This window comes from Methylobacterium sp. J-092, from assembly GCF_022829325.1.
Lineage (GTDB): Bacteria > Pseudomonadota > Alphaproteobacteria > Rhizobiales > Beijerinckiaceae > Methylobacterium.
This window is the reverse complement of record NZ_JAKSXU010000055.1, coordinates 44,344-67,184: the sequence shown is the minus strand read 5'-3', so window position 1 is coordinate 67,184 and position 22,841 is coordinate 44,344. Positions and strand designations below refer to the sequence as shown.

Genomic DNA, 22,841 nt, shown 5'->3' with positions numbered 1-22,841 from the left:
TGTCCCGCGCCGATATACGGGAAACGGCGCGATGCGCGCGGACGCGGCAGCGTGTTTTTTCCGTGAGCGCGATAGGGATGGCCGATCGTCGGGCGACGATCGCCGATGATCGTCCGCGCTGCGCTGCGATCTCCGTTGCCTGGGCGCCGCGGGAATGATTCATCTCCTGCATCGGACGCCAGATCCGCATGGGAGAGAACGATGCCCGCACCATCGAAGCAGAAACCGCCGGCCGAAGGCCGAAACGCGGCGGACCCGGACCTCGGCGCCGTGCCGCGCCGGGACGTCTTCCGCGGCCTCGCCGCCCTCGGCCTCGGTCTGGCGGCGACGCCGGCCTTGGCGCGCGAGCCGGCGGCACCCGCCATCGTGCGCGAGGAGTTCCGCGTGCCGACGGGCGAGGACGGGATCGAGCTCTACGTCCGCAACAAGCACCCGGCGGGGCAGGCGCGCTTCGCCGCCGACCGGATCCTGCTCTACGTCCACGGGGCGACCTACCCGGCCTCGACGGCGTTCGACCTGCCGCTCGCCGGCCTGTCGATGATGGACTACCTGGCCGGGCTCGGCTTCGACGTCTACCTCGTGGACCTGCCCGGCTACGGGTTCTCGAGCCGCCCGAAGCAGATGGACCGGCCGGCCGCGGACAACCCGCCCTTCATGCGCACCGCCGACGCGGCGAAGGCCGTGGGCGTCGCCGTCGACTTCATCTTGAAGCGGCGCGGCGTCGAAAAACTCGACCTGATGGGATGGTCCTGGGGCACCTCGACCATGGGGCTCTACACCACGACCCACAACGACCGGGTCAACCGCCTCGTGCTCTACGCGCCGCAATGGATCGCCAAGGCGCCGCCGAACCTCGGCACCTCCGGGCCGCTCGGCGCCTACCGCACCGTCACCCGCGACAGCGCCCGGGACCGCTGGCTCAAGGGCGTCGCCGGGGACAAGCGCGCCGACCTGATCCCGGCGGGCTGGTTCGAGCAATGGGCGGATGCGACCTGGGCCACCGACGCGGCCGGCGCGGCCTCGTCGCCGCCGGTGCTGCGCGCGCCGAACGGCGTCGTCGCCGACTCGCAGGCCTACTGGCAGGCGGGAAAGCCGCTCTACGATCCGGGCGAGATTCGCGTCCCGACCCTGATCATCCACGCGGAATGGGACGCCGACCTGCCGAGCTACCAGGCGCAGGAATACTTCACCCAGCTGACGAACGCCCCCTACAAGCGCTTCGTCGAGCTCGGCGAGGGCACGCATACGGTGATGATGGAGAAGAACCGCATGCAGTTCTTCCGCGAGGTCGCAGCCTTCCTTCAGGAGGCCGAGCCGCAGGCGCTGAACTGAGCCGGTCGGGTGCGGGTCATGCGGCCGCGCCCACCGGCGTCTCCCGCACCTGCCCCGGCCGCAGGGTGCCGGTGAGCAGGTCGACCTGGGCGACGAGGCGCTGTAGCTGCGGGCTGCGCGCCTCATCGGGGCGGTCCGGCAACGGATAGCGGTGCTCGGCCAGCGCCGCGAGCGTCGCCGCGATCCAGGCCTTCCACGGGCCGTCCTCCGCGCCCGCCGGCGCGCCGGCATGGCGGAGCACGGTGAGGCGGGCGCTGATCCGCCGGAGCGTGGCGTCGGCGACCATCGCCGCCTCGACCTCCGGGTGGTGACCGGCGCGCGGCTGCTGCAGGGCGCGCGACAGGGCGGCTTCGAGGTCGTTGAGCGCGAGGCCGGCGCTCCGGGCACAGGTCGAGAGCTTCGCCTCGCGCTCCGAAAGCGGCGTCTCCGCGAAGGCGGCTTCCGCGAAGGCGGCATGGCTCGCGAGCGCGCGGCGCAGTTCCTTGCGGACTTGGTCCGGCTCCCAGATCGGCCACAGCAGCAGGCAGCTGACCACGGCGATCAGCCCGCCGAGGATGGTGAACAGCGCACGCATGCCGACCACCTCCCAGGAGGAATGGCCGGGCGTGATCACCTCGATCAGCAGCACGATCAGCGGGGTCAGGCAGGCGACGAAGACGCCGTAGCTGACCTGCCGCGCGGCGAAGCCGACGATGCTCAACGGCAGGATCAGCGCGATCTGCATCAGCGGCGTCGTCGCCACCTGCGCCAGCAGCGCGCCGACGAGGCCGCCGAGCACGGTGCCGCCGATCCGCTCCAGCGCCCGCTGCCACGTCGCCGAGTAGAACGGCTGTATGGTGAGGACCACGGTCATCACCAGCCAATGCGAGAACGGGCCGGCCCAGATCAGCGTCGCCGCGAGCGCCGGGGCGCAGACCGCGCTGGCGCGCACCGCGTGGCGGAGGTTGGCCGAGGCGAGGGTGAAGTTGGTGCGCAGCGGCCCGAAGAACCGCGTGCGCCAGTCGAGGCTGCCGCCGTCGGAGAGCGCCCCGCCGGGGCGGTAGCCCTCCGGCGTCGAGAGCTTGGCCCCGATCCGGACGCGCTCGATGATGCGCTCGGCCAGGCGCGCGAGGATCGGCGTCGCCTCCAGCCCTTCCGTGGCGCGGGCGATCGCCGGCTCCAGGCGCGGCAGGTCGAGGTCGACGTCGTCGCGGATCGCCCGGGCGATGGCGATCAGCAGCGGGCGCAGGCGCCGCAGGAACAGCTTGGCGGCGGCGCGCCGGTGCGGCTCGGGCGCGCTCTCGATCAGCTCGGCGATGCCGATCAGGCCGGAGAACAGCTGCTCGGCCGTCTCCAGGCGCAGCAGCGCCTGCGCCGTGCGCTCGGAGACGCGCTCGCGGGAGCGCGCGAGGTCGAGGAGGAGCGCACGTGCGGATTCGATGCCGGCGCGGACGCCGCGGCGGTGGGCGCGGGCATGGCCGTCGAAGGCGGCGGCCACCGTCTCGGGCGCGGCCGCGAGCTTCTCGAGATCGCCGGTCAGCCGCGCGAGCGCGTGCCAGACCTCGGCGATGGCGCGATGGGCCGCGCGGTAGGGGTGCAGCCGCCACAGCACCAGCGCCAGCACGGTCGCCCACAGCCCGCCCGCGAGGAACATCGCGGCGATGATCGCGGCTTCCTGCGGGCTCAAGGGCCGGTCCATGGCGATGCAGAGCACCACCACGAGCACGTTGCCCGCGGCCTGGGCCTGCACGCTCCAGACGCGGGCGTAGGCGCAGGCGAAGATCACCGCGCAGGCGGCCGGCACGACCACGAGCGGGCCGAAGGGCTGGACCAGCCCGAACACGCCCCAGATCACGGCGCCGAGCACCGAGAAGGCGGTGAGCACGCGCAGGCGGATGCGGATCGGGCCGCCGGTGTCGCAGAAGCAGGTGAGGTTGGCCGCGAGCGCCATCGTCAGGAGCGGCGGCCACTGGATCCATTCGTTGGCCAGCAGCACGATCGCGAAGGCGAAGGCCGCGCGCACGCCCTCGACGAGGCTCAGGCCCCGCGGGTCGAGGGCCACCGGCAGCCGCGTCAGGTCGGAGCCGGGCCGGCCGAGGCTTCCGCGCCCGCCCGCGACCCGGCGGCGGCGCAGGCGCACGACCGTCCGCTTCGCGGTCTGCTTCGGCATGCTCGGGACGGGGTCTGCCAACCTTCGGCTCCAGCGCCGGATCGGACCTCGGCGCACCGGAGGTCTAGAACCCTTCGCCCGCGAGCGGAACCGCCGGGGCCGGCATCTCGGACCTGCGCGGCCTTATCCTGAAAATGCCGTCGTCGCCCGTCATCTCCCGGCGATGATCGTCAGCCTGCCGCCGGCCCCGCCCGCCCTCGTCGAACCTGCATCCGCCCGGCCCTGCGATGCCGCGACGCGCGCCCGCCTGCTGTCGCCTCCGAGCCCCGGCGACGAGACCGTCAGCCTCGCGTGTTCGATCGGCTTGAGCCCCGGCGACCACGTCCTGCGCCGGGTCGTGATCGAGGGGGCGGAGGCCTCGGGCACGGAGATCGACTGCGGCGGCGCGACGATCGGCCGGGCCGAGCCGGCGCCGACGCTCGCGGAGCTCGCGGTCGAGATCCGCTCGCGCGCGCCGACCGGAGCGGGGGGGATCTGGTCGCGGCCGAGCGGCGTGACCCTGCGCAACTGCCGCATCCTTGGCCACATTCGCGTCTGGGGCATGGGCCTCAACGGCCAGGGGCTCGCGGTAAAGGCGTCCTCGCACAGCCTCGGCCATACCGAGCGGGCACAGGCCGCCGCGCCGACAGAGGTCGCGATCCGCGATTCGACGATCACCGCGCTCGGGCACATCCCGATCTACCTCGCCCCCGGGGTCACCCGTTTCACCCTCCAGGGATCGACCCTGAACGGGAACTCGGGCGCGGACGCGATCTACCTCGACGCCGAGAGCGCGGACAATGTGATCGCCGACAACACCATCGACGTCGCGATCGGGCGCGAGGCCATCGCCGTCGACGGCTCGGCGCGCAACCGCATCACCGGAAACCGCATCGCCCAGCACGGGCAGGGCGGCGTGCGGCTCTACCGCAATTGCGGGGAGGGCGGCACGGTCCGCCACCAGAGCCCGTCGGACAACGTGATCACCGGCAACGTCTTCACCGGCGGCGGCGGCCTGTTCGGGTCGACGGCGATCGTCGTCAATTCCCGCGGCGGATGGCGGCTCTATTGCGGCCAGGATGCCGGCTACCCGTTCGGCAGCAGCCGCGACGATGCCGACGGCGGCACCGGCAACGTCGTCGAGCCGAACACGAGCGAGTGATCCGGCCTCAGCCGCCGGCCATCACGAGCGCCCAGAAGCGCTTGTAGCGGGTGCCGGGCGCGTCGACGCGGGCGATGCCGATCCGGCGGATCTGCGGGATCAGCATGTTCTTGTTGTGCTCGGGCGAGGCCTTCCAGCGGGCCAGCACCTGATCGAAGGTCTCGGAGCCGGCGCTGAGGTTCTCGGCCGACCAGGTGCGGCCGAGCCCGGCCGACGCCATCCGCGACGTGAAGCTGCCGCCGGCCTCGTGGCTGAGCTGGCCGGTGCGGGCGTTGTTGCCGGCCTGGAACGCCGCCGCCGTGACCAGCCCCGCGTCGACCGTCACCGGTCCGAGCCCGTGCTGCGCCCGGTAGCGCGAGATCGCGGCGGCGGCAGCGGTCTCGTCGAGGATCACGGGGCTCACCGGGCCCGGACTCTCGAGGATCGTCGGCGTCCCGCAGGCGGAGAGCGCGAGGGCGAGGAGGCCCAGGCCGGCGAAGGCGTTGCGGTGGCGGCTGGCGCGGTTGGTCATCGGAAAAGGGTTCGCTGGCGGGACGGGCCGTCGCCTTGGCCCGGCCGATGCGGCGAAACCGGGGCGCGCGGACGCCCGCACGACGCAAGGGCGGACGCCTGTGCCCGCGACGCCACGCCCAGCCTCAGATCCGTGTGCCGGGATCGCGCAGCGGCGCCCCGCAGCGCCAGCCGGTGATCCGGTATTCCGGATGCTCGCCGACCCAGCGGGCGAGCTGCGGTTGCGCGACGTGCTGGCAGGCGCGCGGCGTGGCGACGTCGAGCGGCATGCGGCGCGCCTCGCAGGTCTCGGGAGCGCTCGCCATGCACGCGGTGAAGTACAGAAAGAACACGCCGGTCATCGCGATCCTCCGAGAGCCGCTGCCCTACGGCGCGCGGCGACGACGCTAGCACCGTGACGGTGGCCGTCGATGCGCCGATCCAACGCACCCCGGGGCTCAGCCTGCCTGGAGTCCCGCAGGCCGGCGCCGGCGCGACGCGGGCGGCTCGGCACCTTGCCGGCCCGTGACGGACGCGATCACCCGGTATTCGGCGCTGTCGATCGGGGACGATCAATTCTCGTTCCCGCATGGCCGCGGCTCGGCCGCAGCTTGCATGCGCCTTCGCACGATGAATAATGAACAAGGAGTCGGCCCGCGCGTCGAACGTCATCGCCGGCCGAACCGTGACGCTGCAATCCTTCACCTTCGCTGCGCAGGAGCCTGACGCCCCCGACGGGTTCGGCGCCTATCACGATCTGTATGCCCACGGCTCCAACGTGGCCTTGGCGGGCGAGCGGTTCTACGCCCGCTTCCAGGCCCATCGCTTCCCGCGCATGGTGGTGTTCGATCGGTTCCTGCACGGCTTGGTGCACAGCCGCGACGCGACGCGGGTGCGCCGCGACGGCTTCGATCACGTCAACCTCCATCTCCTGCTCGCCGGCACGCTGTGGGGCGGTGTGCCCGGCGACGAGGGGCGGGTCGCGCCGGGCGAGATCCTGCTGTTCGATACGACGCGACCGCAATCGAGCCGGGCCGAGCACGCGCATGTCGTCACCATCGCGCTCGCGCGCGATCAGGTCGAGGGTCCGCTGCGTGCGTTCCGTGCCTTCCACCGCGCGGTGCTTCCGGAAGCATCCGCCGGATTGCTCGCGGACCTGATGGTCTCGCTCGCGCGCAGGGGTGCCGCGGTCGACCCGCAGGCCGCGGCCGGGGCGGGGCGTGCGCTCGCGATGCTGTTGGCGGGGGCGCTGGGCGACCGGTCGGTCGCCGGCCTCGACGCGGACATGGACGAGCAGTCGATGCGTCTCAGGCGCGAGCGCGCCGAGGCCTTCATCGCCGCGCGCCTGTCGGACCCGGCCCTCGACGCCGAGACGATCGCGCGCGGGATCGGCGTCTCCCGCAGCATCCTGTATCGCTCGTTCTCGGGCGAGGGCGGCGTCGCGAACGTCCTGCGGCTTCGGCGGCTCGAGAGCCTGCGCGCCTGCCTGAGGCGGCCGACCGAGACCCGCTCGATCGCGGCCCTGGCCTTCGCCTGCGGCTTCGGCAGCGAAAGTCATTGCAACCGCGCGTTTCACGCGGCATTCGGGCAACCGCCGGGCCAGTTCCGTGCCGATCTGCAGCGGGCGCGCGCCTCCCGGGCGAGGATCGCCGAAGACCGGTCGCAGCTCGCCGCGTGGCTTTGTGAACTCTACTGATCCGGGCGTCCCGCACAGATCCGTCCGTTCGCCCGCCCCCTTGCCCACCGCGGATCGCAGCGCAGGACGTTCGGGCCGGCCGCTGATGCTGCTCCTGGCCTCGACGCAGCTCTTCGCCTTCAGCGACCGCTTCCTGATCACGGTCATCGCTACGCCGCTCAAGCACGACCTGATGCTGAGCGACGCCGAGATCGGCCTGCTTCAGGGCTCCGCCTTCGCGCTGCTCTACGCAGGGGCGCTGCCCGGGTTCGGCGCGATCGCCGATCGCGGGCACCGGCGGCTGGTACTGCTGGCATCCCTCGTCACCTGGACGATCGCGACGATCGCCTGCGGGCTGTCCGGTTCCTTCGCCGCGCTGTTCGCGAGCCGCCTGCTCCTTGGGCTCGGGCAGTCGGGGATCACCCCGGCGGCCCTGTCCCTCCTGGCGGTCAGGATCGAGCGCGCGCAGCTCGGGCGCGGCATCTCGCTCCTGACCGCCGGCGGGACGCTCGGGCGAAGTCTCGCCTTCCTCGTCGGCGGCGCGACCCTCGGCTGGCTCTCGGGACGCGCCGGGATCGCGATCCCCGGGTTCGGCACGCTGGCACCCTGGCAGGCCCTGTTCGTGCTGGCGGCCCTGCCGAACCTCGTGCTGTTGGCCCTTATCTGGCGCATCGCCGAACCTTCGCAGCCCGTCGTGCCGGTCGCCCGCCCGAAATGGTCGCGCGTCGTCGGATGGATGATCCGCCGGCGCGGCGCCTACCTGCCGCATGCCGCGGCGGCGACCGCCGCGATCCCGATGGGCCAGACGCTGACGGCTTGGGCGCCGACCTTCTACGTGCGCACCCACGGCGTCACGCCGGCCGAGAGCGGCCTGGTCCTCGGTCTCGTGGTTCTGGTCACCGCACCGATCGGGCACGTCGTCGGCGGGATCGTGCTCGACCGGGTCCGGCGCACCAATCCGCGGGCCGCGCCGCTGATGCTGGGCCTCGGCCTCCTCTTCGCGCTCCCCGCCACCGCGACGATGGCTCTGGCGCCGGGCCTCGGGCCGTCCCTGGCGGGGTTCGCCGCCCTCGTCGTCGCCCTCGGCTTCTGCAGCCCCCCGGGGTTGGCCGGCATCCAGTTCCTGACGCCGGTCGCGTTGCGGGGCCGGGTCAGTGGCGTGTTCATCGCCTTCGTGACCCTCGTGGCTCTGGGTGCGGGACCGGCGCTGCTCGGCCTCCTGAACGACCGGGTGTTCGGCACCGACGGGATCGGGCGGGCGTTCGTCGCGCTGTACGCGGTGGTCGGAAGCCTCGGCGTCGTCTTCGCCCTGATGGCGGCGCGGCGGGGCCGGCCGGCGGCGCCGGCGGGCCTGATCAGGCGGCGGCCATCGCCCGGCCGAGCGCCACGGGCGCGAAGGCCCGCATCAGCGCGCCGTCGAGATGGCCCTTCATCCTGTCCATCGTCGCCAGCGCCTCGGGCGCCGCGATCGGATCGCGGTAGGTCCTGCGCTCCGTCAGCGCCGAGAACACGTCGCAGATCGCGACGATGCGCACGAGATCGGTGATCGCGCCGTCCTGCAGGCCGGCCGGATATCCGGTGCCGTCCATCTTCTCGTGATGGTGGCGCACCACCTCGACGATCTCCGGCTCGAAACCGCCCTGCGCGACCAGCAGCCCGGCGCCGATCTCCGGGTGCCGCCGCATCAGGCGCATCTCCTCCGGCGTCAGCCGGCCGGGCTTGTTCAGGATCTCGACCGGGATGCGCGCCTTGCCGATGTCGTGCAGCAGCGCGGCCTTGGTGAGGCGATGCTGGTCGGCACGCGACAGGCCGACCAGCGCGCCGAACGCCGCGGCGTAGCCGGCCACGCCGAGCGTATGCTGGTAGACGCCGGCATCGTGCCGCCAGACGGTGGCGAGCCAGTCGCCGATCCCGGCCTCGGACACCGCCGCGAGGACGAGGTCGGTGCCGCGGTCGATCTCGGCCTGCTGGAACCCGGCTCCGAGCGCCGCCGAATCGAAGATCTCCGTGACGATCCCGGTGGCGGCCGCGCTGCGCGCCTCGAGACGCCGCGTCCGGTTCGCCCCGACCTCGATCATCGCGAAGACGCCGGCGAGGATCGTCTCGCGCGCGGCCGTCGCGGGCAGGCTTCTCACGATCGGCGAGGAGGAGGGACGCTGCGGGCCGCCGCGGCGCAGCACCAGCGTCGGGATCCAGGGGGTCTCGGCGAGGATGGCGTCGGCGATCGGCGGTGCGAGATCGAGCACCACCAGGGCGGGGCGTCCGCCGCCGAGCGGCCAGGCGGCCGCCGTGCGGCACGGCATCACCAGATCGATCCCGCGCGCAAGCGGGCGCCGCAGGTCGGCATGATCGGTGATCAGGAGGACGAAGGCGTCCTCCGCGGCCGGGAACTGGGCGCCCTGAGCCAATGCCGGAAATCCTCGGTTGTCGTCGTCAACGCTTCGTTGACGATAAACCGAACTTCGTGAGTGAACCGTTTCCGGATATTTCGGCGACGCCACGCTAATGCCCGATTCGGCGTCGGCGTTCACCTCGTCCGTAAGCGGGCAGAGTGCGCAGGTCGCCGGCGCACGGGATGCGCCCGTCGTCGATTCAGGCGACCGTCGCGCCGTGGACGTCGGCGGCGATCGCGCGGGCGCCGCGCGCCTCGGCGCCGTCGGTGAGGAAATCGGCGAGCTTCACGACGAGCAGCACCTGCACGCTGGCGAGGGCGGCGAAGACGGCGAGGAACGAGGTCAGCATGGCGGGATCCGGTTGCGTGTTGCGACGCAATAGATCTCATGCTGCGCTGCATTCTGGTATACCAAACGCCACATGCCAAATATGCGAATCACGCATGCGCTCAGGCTCGGCCGATATGTTCCGCCGATCCGGCTCGGAGCTTCCGAACGATCCTTGAGGTCAGTCGAGATAGGCGCCGTAGGCGTCGACGTGGTCGGCGAGGCCGATGCCGTGGTCGCGAACCAGCCGCTCGGCGAGCTCGACGTCGCGCGCTTCCAGCGCGTCGATGATCGCGACGTGCTCGCGAATCGACTTCTCCGCCCGGTCGCCCTGGCGCAGGGCGGTGTTGCGGATGCCGCGCACGTGCATCAGCAGGTTGCTCGACAGCTCCGAGATCATCGCGCATTGCCCGAGCGAGATGATCTTCTGATGGAAGCGAATGTTGGCGTCGGAGTACTCGTCGATGTGCTCGGCCGGGCGGCCGTCGTAGAATTCGGGGAAGGCCTCGCGCAGCGAGCGCAGCTCGGCGTCCGAGGCGCGGGTGCAGGCGAGCCGGGCGGCCATGCTCTCGAGCGCCGCCCAGGCATGGATCATCCCGACGATCTCTTTCTTGGTCTTCTTGATCACGAACACGCCGCGCCGGGCCTCGGAGCGGACGAAGCCCTCCTGCTCCAGCACCGTCAGCGCCTCGCGCACCGGCGTCCGGCTGACGCCCAGATCCTGCGACAGCTTGCGCTCGTCGAGACGGACCTCGTCGGGGCGCCCGTAGATGTCCATGTTGGTGATGAACGTCTTCAACGCCTCGTAGGCCAAGGTCCGCAGGCTCGAACTGACCACGATCGGCTTGATGCTGAGCGACTCGGAGTTCGACATGCCGTACCCGTCGGTCCGCGTTCTTCGGTTTGTGTTCGACGCGCGACCGACCGCCGAAGTAACCCAAACCTCGGCGCCAGCCTAGATGGCACCCGTGCGCTCCACACAGGCACCGCTCGGCGCGTCGTGGGCGGGACCAAGGCGGCTCGGCGTCAGGATCGTCAAAGCACCGCCCGACCGCGTGCACGTCCGATCCTTCTCGGTAATCCCGGCGAAATTTCTGTATTTTTATTCCACTCTCGTTGACAGGTTCCGCGAGGATGACGCACGATATTTCTGGCATACCGTAGACCAGAGATCGGCCGGCTGAGGCGCTGACTTTTTCTTGTTGCGGTGCCAAAAGTTTTTCCGAGATGAGCCGTGCAATTGAAGCTGCATCGGAAGCCGGAACGCGGCATCAGGATCATGCCGACATTGCGGTTCGCGCGTGAACGACGGTGTTCGCGCGACGACATCGAGGATTGAAGGGCGTCGGCGTTCCATGGCGCGCCGTCTGACGGCCGGCTCGGACGCCGGCCGCCACACGACGACGCTGCGGTCAACGCAGACGACACGCCACGTGCCGGACAACCGGCCTTACGCGAGACCTCTGGGAGGATGACATGATGCACGAAGAACGGCCGGCGATCGGACGGGTGTCTGACGGATATCGATGGATGCAGCTCGCGCTGGGCGTGATCTGCATGGTGATGATCGCGAACCTCCAGTACGGCTGGACGTTCTTCGTGCCCGACATCCAGAAGAAGTTCGGCTTCGACCGCGCCGCCATCCAGTGGGCGTTCACGCTGTTCGTGCTGTTCGAGACCTGGCTGGTGCCGGTCGAGGGCTGGTTCGTCGACAAGTACGGCCCGCGCGTGGTCGTGCTGTTCGGCGGCCTGCTCTGCGGGATCGGCTGGGTGATCAACTCCTACGCCACCTCGCTCAACATGTTCTATCTCGGCCAGGTCATCGCCGGCATCGGCGCGGGCGCGGTCTACGGCACCTGCGTCGGCAGCGCGCTCAAGTGGTTCCCGGACAAGCGGGGCCTGGCCGCGGGCATCACCGCCGCGGGCTTCGGCGCCGGCTCGGCCTTCACCGTCGCCCCGATCCAGTGGATGATCGCCGAGAACGGTTTCCAGGCCGCCTTCCTGTGGTTCGGCCTCGGCCAGGGCCTCGTCGTCTGCCTGCTGGCGTTCTTCCTGGTCTCGCCGAAGAAGGGCCAGGTGCCGGAGGCCGCCGTGAACGCCAACGTGATCCAGACCCGGCGCAACTACGCGCCCGGCGAGGTCGCGAGGCAGCCGATCTTCTGGCTGATGTACTTCATGTTCGTCATCGTCGGCGCCGGCGGCCTGATGATCACCGCCAACCTGAAGCCGATCGCCGCCGACATCGGCGTCGACAAGATCCCGGTGACGATCCTCGGCGTGACCATGGTGGCGATCACCTTCGCCGCGACCATCGACCGGGTGCTCAACGGGCTGACGCGGCCGTTCTTCGGCTGGGTCTCGGACAAGATCGGCCGCGAGAACACGATGTTCATCGCCTTCGCAATGGAAGGGTTCGGCATCTACATGCTCTACCTCTGGGGCCACGATCCGCTGTGGTTCGTGCTGCTCTCGGGCTTCGTGTTCTTCGCCTGGGGCGAGATCTACTCGCTCTTCCCCTCGACCTGCACCGACACCTTCGGCTCGAAGTTCGCGGCAACCAATGCCGGCCTGCTCTATACCGCCAAGGGCACGGCGGCCCTGCTGGTGCCGGCGGCGAACTACCTGCAGCAGAGCTCCGGCAGCTGGGACGGCGTGTTCCTGATGGCCGCCGGCGCCAACATCCTGGCCTCGATCCTCGCGATCGCGGTGCTGAAGCCCTGGCGCAAGCGCGTGGTCGCCAACGCGATGCTCGCCGCGCCCGAGGCCACCACCACCCGCGGGGTCGTGGCCGCCTGAGGGCACCACCCCACCGACAGGTCCGAACGCGACGAGGCCCGGCACCGTCTTTACGGTGCCGGGCCTTCGCGCATATCGGGGGGAGGGGAACCGGAGGATTGCGGATGGACGCCGACGAGACCAGGACGCGGGCGTCGGTGGTGGAGGCCGCGCGCGGCCTCGATGCGCAGGGCCTCAACCGCGGAACCTCGGGCAACGTCTCGCTGCGCTGGCGCGACGGCCTGCTGATCACGCCGTCGGGCATCCCGAGCGGGCGGATGGCCCCGGAGGACGTGGTCTTCCTCCGCATGGACGGCAGCTTCAACCATCCCCTGAGCCCGTCCTCGGAATGGCGCTTCCATCGCGACATCCTGCAGGACAAGCCGGCGGTGAACGCGGTGGTGCACGCGCATCCCGACCACGGCACCGCCTTCGCCATGTGCCGCCAGACGATCCCGGCGGTGCATTACATGATCGCGGCCGTGGGCGGCCCGACGATCCGCTGCTCGGGCTACGCCACCTTCGGCACCGAGGAGCTCTCGCGCCTGGCGCTCGAAGCGCTGGAGGACCGCAACGGCTGCCTGCTCGCCAACCACGGCATGATCGCCACCGGCCCCGACCTCGCCAAGGCGTTGTGGCTCGCGGTCGAGATCGAGACCCTTTGTCGGCAATACGCGATCGCGCTGCAGGTCGGCACGCCGGTGGTGCTGCCCGACGACGAGATCGCGCGCAACATCGAGAAGTTCAGGAGCTACGGGCCTCGGCCGACGGCCTGACGCGATCGACGCGTCGGCCGATCGCCAGCGCGCTCGGGTCCTCGTTCCGAGGCTCAGCCGCCCAGGATCGTGCCGACGCTCACGCCGCCGCCTTGCGCGAACTCCACCGCCGAGACCTTCTTGCCGCCCTCGGGCTTCACCTTGAAGATCTCGATCTGGCCGCCCTGCGCGGTGACGCGGATCGAGTCGTCGCCGATCGCGATCACCTCGCCGACCTTGCCCTTCACGCCGCCGAGCGTCCGCACCGGGTGCAGGCGGGCATCGAAGATCTGCAGCTTGGCGCCGTTCACCGTGGTCCAGGCGCCGGGCGCGGGGTTGGCGGCGCGGATCAGGTCGTAGATCTGGTTGGCGTGGGCGCCCCAGTTGATCGCCGCCTCGCGGGCGCGGAACCAGCCCTCGTAGCTGGCGGCGTCCTCGTCCTGGTCGATCTCGATGTGCCGGCCGGCGACGACGAGGTCGGCCGCCTCCAGCATCGCCGCGACGCCCATCGGGAAAAGGCTGTTGAAGTAGACGTCGCCGAGGGTGTCGTCGGCGCCGATGTCGCAGGTCTTCTGCAGGAGGATCGGGCCCTCGTCGAGGCCGTCGGTCGGGCGGAAGATCGTCAGCCCGGTCTTCGTGTCGCCCTTCGCGATCGGCCAGTTTATCGAGGACGGCCCGCGATACCGCGGCAGCAGCGAGGGATGGTACTGGATCGTGCCGTGCTTCGGGATGGTGACGAAGTCCTGCGGCGCGAACTGCAGCACGTAGGCCATGACGCCGATCTCCGCGTCGAGCCCGCGCATCGCGGCCTCCGCCTCGGCGCTCTTCAGGCTCGGGAACTGGAACACCTGCAGCCCCTGCTCGAGCGCCGCGGTCTTGAGCACGTCGGGCTTGGCGCCCTCCTTCTCGGGCGCGCAGAACACGCCGGCCACCGTGTCGCCGCGCTTCAGGAAGGCCTCCAGCACCGCCTTGCCGAAATCCTGCTGACCGATGAAGGCGATGCGCATGGGATCCTCGTCGTTTCGGTGGGATGGTCCGCCTCGACCCGTTCGTCCAGGAGGATGCCGAATGCACGGGCGACCTCGGCCGCCCCGGGATGCTCGCCGTCAACCCGGGCTCTGCGACGCAGCCTCGGGGATGACGGGCGGAGGCGGGTTGGCCCGCTTCCGCCGCGATGGTCGGATGCGATCCGCGGGCCTACTCCGCCGCGATCTTCTCGATCCGGCCGACGGCGCCGGAATGGGCGATCTCGTCGACCTCGGCATCGGTGTACTTGAGGACGCTGCGCAGGATCTCGTCAGTGTGCTCGCCCAGCAGCGGCGAGCGCGTCACCTCGCTCGGGCTCGCCGACAGCTTGATCGGGTTTCCGACGGTCAGGTAGGTGCCGCGCGTCGGGTGCTCGACCTCGACGATCGTGCCGGTCTTGCGCAGCGACTCGTCGGCGGCGATCTCCTTCATCGACAGGATCGGGCCGCAGGGGATGTCGTACTCGTTGAGGATGTCCATCGCCTCGAACTTGTCGTGCTTCATCGTCCAGGCTTCGATGCGCGTGAAGATCTCGTTCAGGTGCGGCAGCCGCGCCTTGGGCGTGGCGTAGCCCGGATCGGTCTTCCAGCCCGGCTCTCCGATGATGTCGCAGATCGGCGCCCAGACCGCGGCCTGGGTGATGAAGTACAGGTACGCGTTGGGATCGTGCTCCCAGCCCTTGCACTTGAGGATGCGGCCGGGCTGGCCGCCGCCGGAATCGTTGCCGGCGCGCGGGGTCGAGTCGCCGAACGGGATGCCCTCGCCGAACTGGCTGTACTCGGTGAGCGGGCCGTGATCGAGGCGCTGCTGGTCGCGCAGCTTGACCCGGCAGAGGTTGAGCACGCTGTCCTGCATCGCGCAGTCGACCTTCTGCCCGAGCCCGGTGACCGTTCGGTGGAACAGGGCGGTGACGATGCCCAGCGCGAGATGCAGGCCGGTGCCGGAATCGCCGATCTGGGCGCCGGTCACCATCGGGATGCCGTCGCGGAAGCCGGTGGTGGAGGCCGAGCCGCCGGCGCATTGCGCGACGTTCTCGTAGACCTTGCATTCCTCGTAGCGGCCGGGCCCGAAGCCCTTGACCGAGGCGAGGATCATGCGCGGGTTGGCCTCGTGGATCTTCTCCCAGGTCAGGCCCATGCGGGCGAGCGCGCCGGGGGCGAAGTTCTCGACGAGCACGTCGCACTCCTTCACCAGGCGCCAGAGCACCTCCTTGCCCTTCGGCGTCTTCGAATCGAGCGTGATCGAGCGCTTGTTGTGGTTCAGCATGGTGAAATACAGGCTGTCCACGTCGGGCAGGTCCTGGAGCTGGGCGCGGGTCGCGTCGCCGGCGCCGGGACGCTCGACCTTGATCACGTCGGCGCCGAACCACGCGAGCAGCTGCGTGCAGGTCGGGCCGGACTGGACGTGGGTGAAGTCCAGGATTTTGACGCCTTCCAGGGCCTTGCTCATGGTCTGTCTCTGATCTTCTCGAGTCCGGTGGATCGGGATGCCGGCGATGCCGCCCGGCTTCGAAGGTGTCGCGCCGCGATCCCGTCAGGCCTCATGCCTGGCGGGTGCGCTCGCGCATCGTCAAGTCAATAAAAGTCCGGTGCCGGCCAAGCCCGGCTTGCCGCAGGGTCACGCATGCGCCGACCCGGTGCGGGGCGTCCGAGCGCGCAGGTCCGGCCGCGGCTGCCCGAAGGCCCTCATCACGCCCGAGGGGCATTGCGACGCTCCATCCCTGTTGCCTTGCTCGACGTCGGCCTTGTCGACCGTTGCCGGCAAGATGACCGAAGATGGAATGGCATGCAATATGCCAAACGAAGGCGTCGGTTGCCCCGATTTCCGCTATGCTGGGCCCACCGATCGGGCGAGCCGACCAAATTTACGATCCGCCTCGACTTGTGCAACCGCAAGATGTCGATCCTGAATCCGATCGAATTCCGCATTCACGCGGGCCGATTGTTGTTGTCGGCGCAGGCGGCGCAGGGCATCTTGCGTCGTCCGACGGATCGACACGATGAATGTTCCCGCCGCCTTGGCGATCCAATCGCTCCCGTTCGCCTGGCTGGCGCTGTCGACGCGCCGGGGCAACGGGGATGCGTTCGCGATCCTCTACCTCGTCGGCCTCGGTCTCGTGTTGTCGATGATCGTATGGCTCGGCGATCAGGCGGGCTTCGATCAGGCGATCTCGGCCGCCGGCGAGCTCGATTGATCTGGCGGCCCTCGTCGCAGCATTCATCGCGCGGGCCGACGACGTTCGCGGCCGCCCACCTGTCTTTCCGGCAAGGCACTTGGCACGGGCAGGATACGGGTTCATCCTCCCGGTCAAACGACGCTCGATCAACGAGCGAAGACCAACGGAGGTACGCCCATGCTTTCGAGTTCCCGCCTCATCAAGTCGTCCTGGATCGCCGTCGAGGTCACGCAGGAGCGCGCCGAGCGCGTGCTGGTGGTCGAGACCTACATCGCCGTGAGCCCGCTCGAGCGGAACTACGAGGCGGCACAGTACGAGAAGGTCGTGGACTGCGTCCGGCACGTGCTCGCGGCGCATCCCGAGATCGACCGGGCCTCGATCCTGAGCATGCATCGCGGCTCCGGCTGCGCCAGCCTGTTCCGGGCCCCGGCCGAGGCGGCCTGAGCCGGACCTGCGTCGTGATGCGATGAGCGCTTCGGCGGCACCGGCCGGCTACGCCCTGCCGGACGACGGCCTCGTCGGGCGCGGGCCGTGGAACCCCGGCATCGAATCGACGCTGCCGCGGCGCTTCCTGCCGCTGACGACCCTGTACCGCCCCGAGAACGTCGCGACGCCCCTCGCCGAGGCGATGGAGCTTTCCGCCTTCTCGGGCCTGCCGATGCCGGAGATCGTCGCCTTCCGGCCGGATCGCCTCGTCGTGCACGAGCTGCTGATCCGGGTGATGGCCGACCTCTCGGTCCCCGTCGGCGAGACCTACGGCGATCTCGGCGTCAACTTCCGCGCGATCGTCGCCCACATCCTCGCGACCGCGATCGCGCCGCATGCGGACCGGATCGCCGAGACCCTTCGCGCCGTGGCGGACGAGGCGCGCGCCCGGATCGCCGCGGAACTCGACGCGGCTTTCGCGCCGCCCGCGCCGCCGCCCCCTCCGCCGAGAACCTGGCGGCACGTGCTCGGCCTCGCGGCGCCGCCGGCCCCCGTCGCCGACGACGCGCGATCCCCGGAGGAGCGCGCGCTCGCCCATTGCGCCGCATGGTGCGTCCGCGCCGCGGCCAGCGAAAACGCGCTCGAGCTTGCGGCGAGCGCCGCCCTGCACAAGGTCGCGTCGGGGATCGTCCGGCATCGCGGCAAGCTCGTCGGCGACCGCGCCCTGCTTGCGAACCTCGCGACGACGCTCGTCGCCAACGACGAGGGCAGCCGCCGGATCGGCTGCCTGATCGAGCCGTGGTTCGCCGAGGCCGTGGCGCGGGAGGGCTACGTTCCGGTCCGTGCCCAGGCCGCGCCGATCGTGATGAACGTCAAGGGCGCCTCCGCCTCGGGCAAGAGCACGATGCGTCCGCTCCAGCGGGCGCTGGCCCGGCGGCTCGGCGAATCCTGGTCGGATTTCGCGGTGATCACCCCCGACATCTGGCGCAAGTTCCTGCTCGACTACGATTCGATCGGCGATGCGATCGGCTATGCCGGCACGCTCACGGGCCACGAGGTCGAGATCGTCGACCGCAAGCTCGATCGTTACATGGCGCGCAAGGCCCGCGAGGGGCGGATGTCGCATCTGCTGATCGACCGGTTCCGGTTCGACAGCTTCAACGCCGATTCGCGCACGCAGGACGGCAGCCAATTGCTGACCCGCTTCGGCCACCGCGTCTTCATGCTGTTCATGATCACGCCACCGGACGCCACCGTCGAGCGCGCCTGGATCCGCGGGCGGATCTTCGGCCGCTACAAGGCGGTGGACGATCTTCTCGCCCACAACGTCGAGGCGTTCACCGGGATGCCGGAGCTGTTCTTCACCTGGGCGGCCAAGGCCGACAAGCAGGTGCATTACGAGTTCCTCGACAACAGCGTGCCGCAGGGCGAGCGCCCGCGCACGGTCGCCTTCGGCGAGAACGGCGACCTCACCGTGCTCGATGCCGGCTGCCTCATCGACATCGCGCGCTACACCAAGATCAACATCGACGCGCTCTCGCCGGCGGAGGTCTATCCCGACGCCGCAGCCCTGGCGCCGGAACGGAACACCGGCTTCCTGCGCCAATGCGCCCGGCGGCTGCGCTCGGTCCGCTTCGCCGAGGCCGGCTCGGGCCGGGTCTATGCCCGTTTCGAGGCGGGGCGCCTCGCCTGCCTCGACCGCGCCGCGTTCGACCGCGCCTGCCACGATCCGGAGACCCGCGCGGCGCTCGCGGCCTTCGGCGCCGAACGCCCCGAAGCGGTGCCGGTCTCCGACGTGCCCCCCGAGATCCTGTCACAGGACCGGACCGAGACGCTCGGCGCCTGGGTCGATCCGAGCCGGATGACGGTCCCGGCCTGACACGATCCTTCGCGGCGTCGCAACCGTGGGGTGTTACCGATCGGTCACAACGGCCGCTCGGTTTTCATCGTGAGTTGTGGCGCGGTGCCGCTGGTCTCCTCCATGGAAACGGTGCCGAAACGGGCTGTTCCCCTAGGGGCGTGATGCTGGCCGCCGCCCGACACCCCGTTCCAGCCTGGAACGTTTCGAAGTTACCCTGGAATGTTTCCATAAGATAGAAATTGTGTTGCCGCGAGAACTTACCGATAACCCGATCACGCCGCCGTGATGCGCAAGTCCACGCGGCGGGTCTCTGCTGTTTCGTGTCGCGTCTAGGGTCGGCAAGATGATTCATTACTGTCCGTCCGTCCTGCGGTCCGCGTCCGCACGTCGGTGCCGCAGCGCTCTGATCGTCGCTCTTCTGTCGACGACATGCGCGATTTCGGTCGCGTCCTCCGCCTCGGCCCAGCCCGCGCAGACGACCGACATCGAGCTCGGCGAGCTGAGCGTCACCGGCGAGGGCGCCGGCCGCAGCCTCGGCGGATCGCTCTACGGTCCCGGCGGCGCGTCCGGTGCCGTGCCCGGCTACGTCGCCAGCCGCAGCACCGTCGCCACCAAGACCGACACGCCGATCGTGGAGACGGCGCAGTCGATCTCGGTGATCGGGCGCAAGCAGATCGAGGATCAGAACGCGCTCACCATCAACCAGGCCCTGCGTTACACGCCCGGCGTCACCACCGAGCAGCGCGGCGGCGCCGGCTCGACCCGGCTCGAGCAGTTCCTGATCCGCGGCTTCAACGCGCCGGTCTTCCTCGACGGCATGGCGCTGATCGCCAGCCGCGACGCCAACGCGACGATCGATCCTTACCGCCTCGAGCGGGTCGACGTGATCAAGGGGCCCGCCTCGGTGCTCTACGGGCAGTCGGGGCCGGGCGGCATCGTCAACCTCGTCTCGAAGGTCCCGCAATTCGTCCGCCACGGCGAGGTCTTCGTCCAGGGCGGCGGCTTCAACGAGGTGCGCGGCGGCATCGACGTCGGCGGCCCGATCCAGTCCGAGGTGCCCTGGCTCGCCGACCAGTTCGCCTACCGCCTCGTCGGCGCGGGCTGGAACGGGGACGGCCCGGTGGACACGACGCGGGTCGAGCGCGCCCTGATCAACCCGAGCGTCACCTGGCGGCCCTCCACCGACACCCAGCTGACGATCATCGGCAACTACCAGCGCGATCCGTTCTCCGGCTTCTACGGCGGCTTCCCGGCGGTGGGCACCGTGTTTCCGCGCAACTTCGGCAGCGGCGTGATCGGGCGACTGCCGGTGAACTTCTACGACGGCGACCGCAACATCGAGCGCTCGGACCGGACCCAAGCATCGATCGAGTACCTCTTCGACCACCGCTTCAACGAGAACCTGCGCTTCCACTCGGCCGGGCGCTACCTGCGGACGCAGGGCGATTACCGCAGCGTCTACAGCGCGTTCAGCCCCCGCAACGGCCCGTTCGCCACCGGCCCGCTGCTGCCGCGCGCCGTCATCGGCAACATCGTCGCGGCCGAAGCCTACACGATGGATTCGAACGTCGTGGCCAACTTCGACACCGGCCCGATCGCCCACACGGCGCTCCTCGGCGTCGACCACCGCACCTTCAGCACGCGCGCCAGCGGGACGCCGTTCCCGAACGCGCCGGACCTGAACGCGCTCGCGCCGAACTACGAAATGAACATCCCGTTCCCGGCCATCAACACGACCTCGCGCGTCGACGCGCAGCAGACCGGCGTCTACTTCCAGGATCAGATGAAGGTCGACGGCCTGATCCTGACATTGGGCGGGCGCTACGACGTTGCCCGCCAGACCGGCCCGACCCGGTCGTTCACCGCGACGGGAAGCACGCTGACGCTGCAGGACGCGGCCTCCGACGCCTTCACGGGCCGGGCGAGCCTGCTCTACCTGTTCCAGTCCGGCGTCGCGCCGTACGTGTCCTACAGCCAGGCCTTCGAGCCGATCGTCGCCGGCCGGGTGTTCGACACCGCCTTCGGCACCGTCGGGCGCGTGCCCGACCCGCAACTCAGCGACCAGTACGAGGCCGGCATCAAGTACCAGCCGCCGGGCACCGACATCCTCCTCACCGCCGCATTCTTCGACATCCGCCAGTCGAACCGGACGACGGCCGACACCACGCTCGGCCGCCCCACCGGCTTCGTGCTGCAGACCGGCGAGGTCGGCGTGCAGGGCGTCGAGTTCGAGGCGCGGGCGAACCTCACCGAAGGCGTGACCCTGATCGGCGGCTTCTCGCTCCTCGACATCCGCAACGTCCGCGACGACGGCCGGACCGCCAACGACCTCGCGCCCGGGCAGACGGTGCCGCTGCAGGGGCGCCGCCCGGTGCTGGTGCCGGATTCGACCGCCTCGCTTCTGGCGACCTACCGCTTCCTCGACGGGCCGATGCTCGGCCTCGAGGTCGGCGGCGGCGTCCGCTATCTCGGCCCGTCCTGGGGCGACGCGGCCAACACCTTCAAGGTGCCGGAAAGCGTGCTGGTCGACGCCGTGGTCTCCTACGACCTGAAGAACCTCGACCCGACGTTGGCCGGCTTCTCGATGCAGCTGAACGCCAACAACCTGCTCGACGACACCTACGTCAGCGGCTGCAACGGCTACACCAGCTGCTATTACGGACTGCCGCGCACGGTCTACGCCACGCTCCGCTACCGCTGGTAGGACGCGAAACCATGCGCAACGGCTTCCGGCAATCGATGGCGTGGCTGCACGCCTGGTCCGGCCTCGTCGTCGGCTGGGTGCTGTTCTCCGTCTTCGTCACCGGCACGGCGAGCTACTACCGCTCGGAGATCTCGCAATGGATGCGGCCGGAACTGAGGGCCGGGGCTCCGCTGAGCCCGGCCGCCCTCGGGCACGCCGCCGACCTCGCCCGCGCCCATCTCGAGGCGCAGGCGAAGGGCGCGCGCAGCTGGTTCATCACCCTGCCGAGCCCGGACCGGCCGACCCTCGACCTGTTCTGGCGCCGCAAGCCCGGCACCCCGCCGGGCCAGGCGATGCTCGATCCCGCGACCGGCGCCGCGGTCGCCGTCCGCGACACCCGCGGTGGCGACTTCCTCTACCGCTTCCACTTCGAGCTCAGCATGGCGCCGCTCTGGGGCCGCTGGATCGTCGGAAGCTGCGCGATGATCATGCTCGTCGCGCTGGTCTCCGGGATCGTCACCCACCGGCGGATCTTCGTCGACCTGTTCACCTTCCGCCGTCACGCCAAGTCGGCGCAGCGCGGCTGGCTCGACGCGCACAACGTGACCGGGGTGCTGGCGCTGCCGTTCCACCTGATGATCACCTATACGGGGATCGTGACGCTGGCGCTGATGTACATGCCCTGGGGCGTCACCACCGCCTATCGCGGCGACGCGCAGGCCTTCTTCGCCGAATCCGGCCAGATCACCGCCGCCCGCCCGCCCGCCGGACGCCCCGCGCCGCTCGCCCCGTTCGGCCCGATGGTCGAGCGCGCGCTCGCGATGAACGCCGAGCCGCTGGAGCGGATCACCGTGCAGAACCCGGGCGACGCCAACGCGACGGTCGTGGCGGTGTTCGAGGAGCCGCATGGCCTGAGGCACCGCCATCCGCAGGTGGCGTTCGACGGCACCAGCGGCGCGGTGATCGAGACCTTGGGCGCGATGAAGCCCGCCGCCGGCACCTTCACCGCGATGGTCGGCCTGCACGAGGCGCATTTCGCCGGGCCGGCCCTGCGCGTGCTGTTCTTCCTCAGCGGCGCGATGGGCGCGGCCATGGTGGCGACCGGGCTGATCCTCTGGACGGTGGCGCGGGTGCCCAAGCCCGGCACCGCGACGCGGGCGCATCTTGGGATGCGGCTGGTGCAGGCGCTCAACGTCGGCACCATCGCCGGGCTGCCGATCGCCATCGCCGGCTACTTCCTGGCCAACCGCCTGCTCCCGCTCGGGATGGCGGAGCGCAGGGAGGCCGAGGTGACGGTCTTCTTCGGCGCCTGGATCCTGGCCACGCTGATGCCGCTGGCCCTGCCGCCGCGAACCGGATGGACCGCGATGCTCGCGACCGCGGCCGCGCTGCTCGCCGCCGTGCCGGTCGTCGGCGGGCTCGCCACCGGGCGCCACCTGCTCGCGAGCCTGCGGGCCGGCGACGCGGCGTTCTACGGGTTCGATCTCGCGCTGCTCGGGCTCGGCGCCGCCTTCGCCTTCGCGGCCTGCAAGGCGGCGGGGCTGCGCCGGCGACCGCTCGCCGAGCGACCGCGGCCCGGCGCCGTGGCGGCGCAGCACTGATCGACGGATTACTTGCGGTTGCGCGCCCCGCC

At 70.5% G+C, this 22,841-nt stretch carries 18 protein-coding genes and 1 pseudogene; 11 read left to right on the top strand and 8 right to left on the bottom strand.

The window, feature by feature from the left end; all coding sequences use genetic code 11:
• Window positions 1-201 precede the first annotated feature (201 nt).
• Window positions 202-1,332 (top strand): alpha/beta hydrolase, encoded by a 1,131-nt coding sequence (locus MKK60_RS04725; RefSeq protein ID WP_243984093.1) that lies wholly within the window; start codon window positions 202-204, stop codon window positions 1,330-1,332.
• Between the two features lie 16 nt (window positions 1,333-1,348).
• Here MKK60_RS04725 and MKK60_RS04720 read toward each other — a convergent pair whose 3' ends face one another.
• Window positions 1,349-3,481 carry an FUSC family protein gene (locus MKK60_RS04720; RefSeq protein ID WP_243984109.1) on the bottom strand — a complete coding sequence of 711 codons (2,133 nt, stop codon included), beginning with the start codon at window positions 3,479-3,481 and terminating at the stop codon, window positions 1,349-1,351.
• Between the two features lie 163 nt (window positions 3,482-3,644).
• On the opposite strand from MKK60_RS04720, the gene MKK60_RS04715 reads away from it, so the two are divergent.
• The gene (locus MKK60_RS04715; protein ID WP_243984092.1) at window positions 3,645-4,622 is read left to right on the top strand and encodes a right-handed parallel beta-helix repeat-containing protein; all 978 of its coding nucleotides are present in this window, start codon (window positions 3,645-3,647) and stop codon (window positions 4,620-4,622) included.
• Window positions 4,623-4,629: 7 nt separating this feature from the next.
• On the opposite strand, the gene MKK60_RS04710 is transcribed toward MKK60_RS04715, so the two are convergent.
• Both MKK60_RS04710 and MKK60_RS04705 read right to left on the bottom strand, forming a co-directional pair.
• On the bottom strand, window positions 4,630-5,133 hold the full coding sequence (locus MKK60_RS04710) for a CAP domain-containing protein (protein ID WP_243984091.1): 504 nt from the start codon (window positions 5,131-5,133) through the stop codon (window positions 4,630-4,632).
• Window positions 5,134-5,257: 124 nt separating this feature from the next.
• Window positions 5,258-5,473 (bottom strand): hypothetical protein, encoded by a 216-nt coding sequence (locus tag MKK60_RS04705; protein WP_147726397.1) that lies wholly within the window; start codon window positions 5,471-5,473, stop codon window positions 5,258-5,260.
• Window positions 5,474-5,748: 275 nt separating this feature from the next.
• On the opposite strand from MKK60_RS04705, the gene MKK60_RS04700 reads away from it, so the two are divergent.
• Both MKK60_RS04700 and MKK60_RS04695 read left to right on the top strand, forming a co-directional pair.
• A complete protein-coding gene (locus MKK60_RS04700) occupies window positions 5,749-6,807 on the top strand; it encodes a helix-turn-helix domain-containing protein (protein WP_243984090.1) in 1,059 nt (352 codons plus the stop codon).
• A gap of 85 nt (window positions 6,808-6,892) precedes the next feature.
• Window positions 6,893-8,332 carry an MFS transporter gene (locus MKK60_RS04695; protein ID WP_409567365.1) on the top strand — a complete coding sequence of 480 codons (1,440 nt, stop codon included), beginning with the start codon at window positions 6,893-6,895 and terminating at the stop codon, window positions 8,330-8,332.
• On the opposite strand, the pseudogene MKK60_RS28645 reads toward MKK60_RS04695, so the two are convergent.
• From MKK60_RS28645 to MKK60_RS04680, 3 genes and pseudogenes are all read right to left on the bottom strand, one after another.
• Window positions 8,253-8,864, bottom strand: a pseudogene (locus tag MKK60_RS28645) (HD-GYP domain-containing protein); the annotation flags it as partial. The gene MKK60_RS04695 and the pseudogene MKK60_RS28645 sit on opposite strands and share 80 nt — an antisense overlap.
• A gap of 514 nt (window positions 8,865-9,378) precedes the next feature.
• Entirely contained in the window at window positions 9,379-9,528 is a 150-nt protein-coding gene (locus MKK60_RS04685; RefSeq protein ID WP_243984089.1) for a hypothetical protein, read from the bottom strand.
• A 159-nt stretch (window positions 9,529-9,687) separates the two neighbouring features.
• Complete coding sequence (locus MKK60_RS04680; RefSeq protein ID WP_147726394.1) at window positions 9,688-10,380, bottom strand: GntR family transcriptional regulator; 693 nt, start codon at window positions 10,378-10,380, stop codon at window positions 9,688-9,690.
• A 656-nt stretch (window positions 10,381-11,036) separates the two neighbouring features.
• Here MKK60_RS04680 and oxlT point away from each other — a divergent pair.
• Entirely contained in the window at window positions 11,037-12,302 is a 1,266-nt protein-coding gene (oxlT, locus tag MKK60_RS04675; protein ID WP_243933060.1) for an oxalate/formate MFS antiporter, read from the top strand.
• 104 nt (window positions 12,303-12,406) lie between these two features.
• Window positions 12,407-13,057 (top strand): class II aldolase/adducin family protein, encoded by a 651-nt coding sequence (locus MKK60_RS04670; RefSeq protein ID WP_243984088.1) that lies wholly within the window; start codon window positions 12,407-12,409, stop codon window positions 13,055-13,057.
• Between the two features lie 53 nt (window positions 13,058-13,110).
• Here MKK60_RS04670 and MKK60_RS04665 read toward each other — a convergent pair whose 3' ends face one another.
• Complete coding sequence (locus tag MKK60_RS04665) at window positions 13,111-14,043, bottom strand: methionyl-tRNA formyltransferase (RefSeq protein WP_147726391.1); 933 nt, start codon at window positions 14,041-14,043, stop codon at window positions 13,111-13,113.
• Between the two features lie 190 nt (window positions 14,044-14,233).
• Window positions 14,234-15,511: a formyl-CoA transferase gene (frc, locus tag MKK60_RS04660; RefSeq protein WP_147726390.1), complete on the bottom strand. Its 1,278-nt coding sequence runs from the start codon at window positions 15,509-15,511 to the stop codon at window positions 14,234-14,236.
• A gap of 550 nt (window positions 15,512-16,061) precedes the next feature.
• On the opposite strand from frc, the gene MKK60_RS04655 reads away from it, so the two are divergent.
• From MKK60_RS04655 to MKK60_RS04635, 5 genes are all read left to right on the top strand, one after another.
• Window positions 16,062-16,256, top strand: a complete 195-nt coding sequence (locus MKK60_RS04655; protein ID WP_147726389.1) for a hypothetical protein — start codon at window positions 16,062-16,064, stop codon at window positions 16,254-16,256.
• A gap of 159 nt (window positions 16,257-16,415) precedes the next feature.
• Window positions 16,416-16,682 carry a hypothetical protein gene (locus MKK60_RS04650; RefSeq protein ID WP_147726388.1) on the top strand — a complete coding sequence of 89 codons (267 nt, stop codon included), beginning with the start codon at window positions 16,416-16,418 and terminating at the stop codon, window positions 16,680-16,682.
• A gap of 22 nt (window positions 16,683-16,704) precedes the next feature.
• Window positions 16,705-18,543, top strand: a complete 1,839-nt coding sequence (locus tag MKK60_RS04645) for a zeta toxin family protein (RefSeq protein ID WP_243984087.1) — start codon at window positions 16,705-16,707, stop codon at window positions 18,541-18,543.
• 325 nt (window positions 18,544-18,868) lie between these two features.
• A complete protein-coding gene (locus tag MKK60_RS04640; RefSeq protein WP_243984086.1) occupies window positions 18,869-21,229 on the top strand; it encodes a TonB-dependent siderophore receptor in 2,361 nt (786 codons plus the stop codon).
• Between the two features lie 11 nt (window positions 21,230-21,240).
• Window positions 21,241-22,809: a PepSY-associated TM helix domain-containing protein gene (locus tag MKK60_RS04635; protein WP_243984085.1), complete on the top strand. Its 1,569-nt coding sequence runs from the start codon at window positions 21,241-21,243 to the stop codon at window positions 22,807-22,809.
• Window positions 22,810-22,841: the final 32 nt, after the last annotated feature.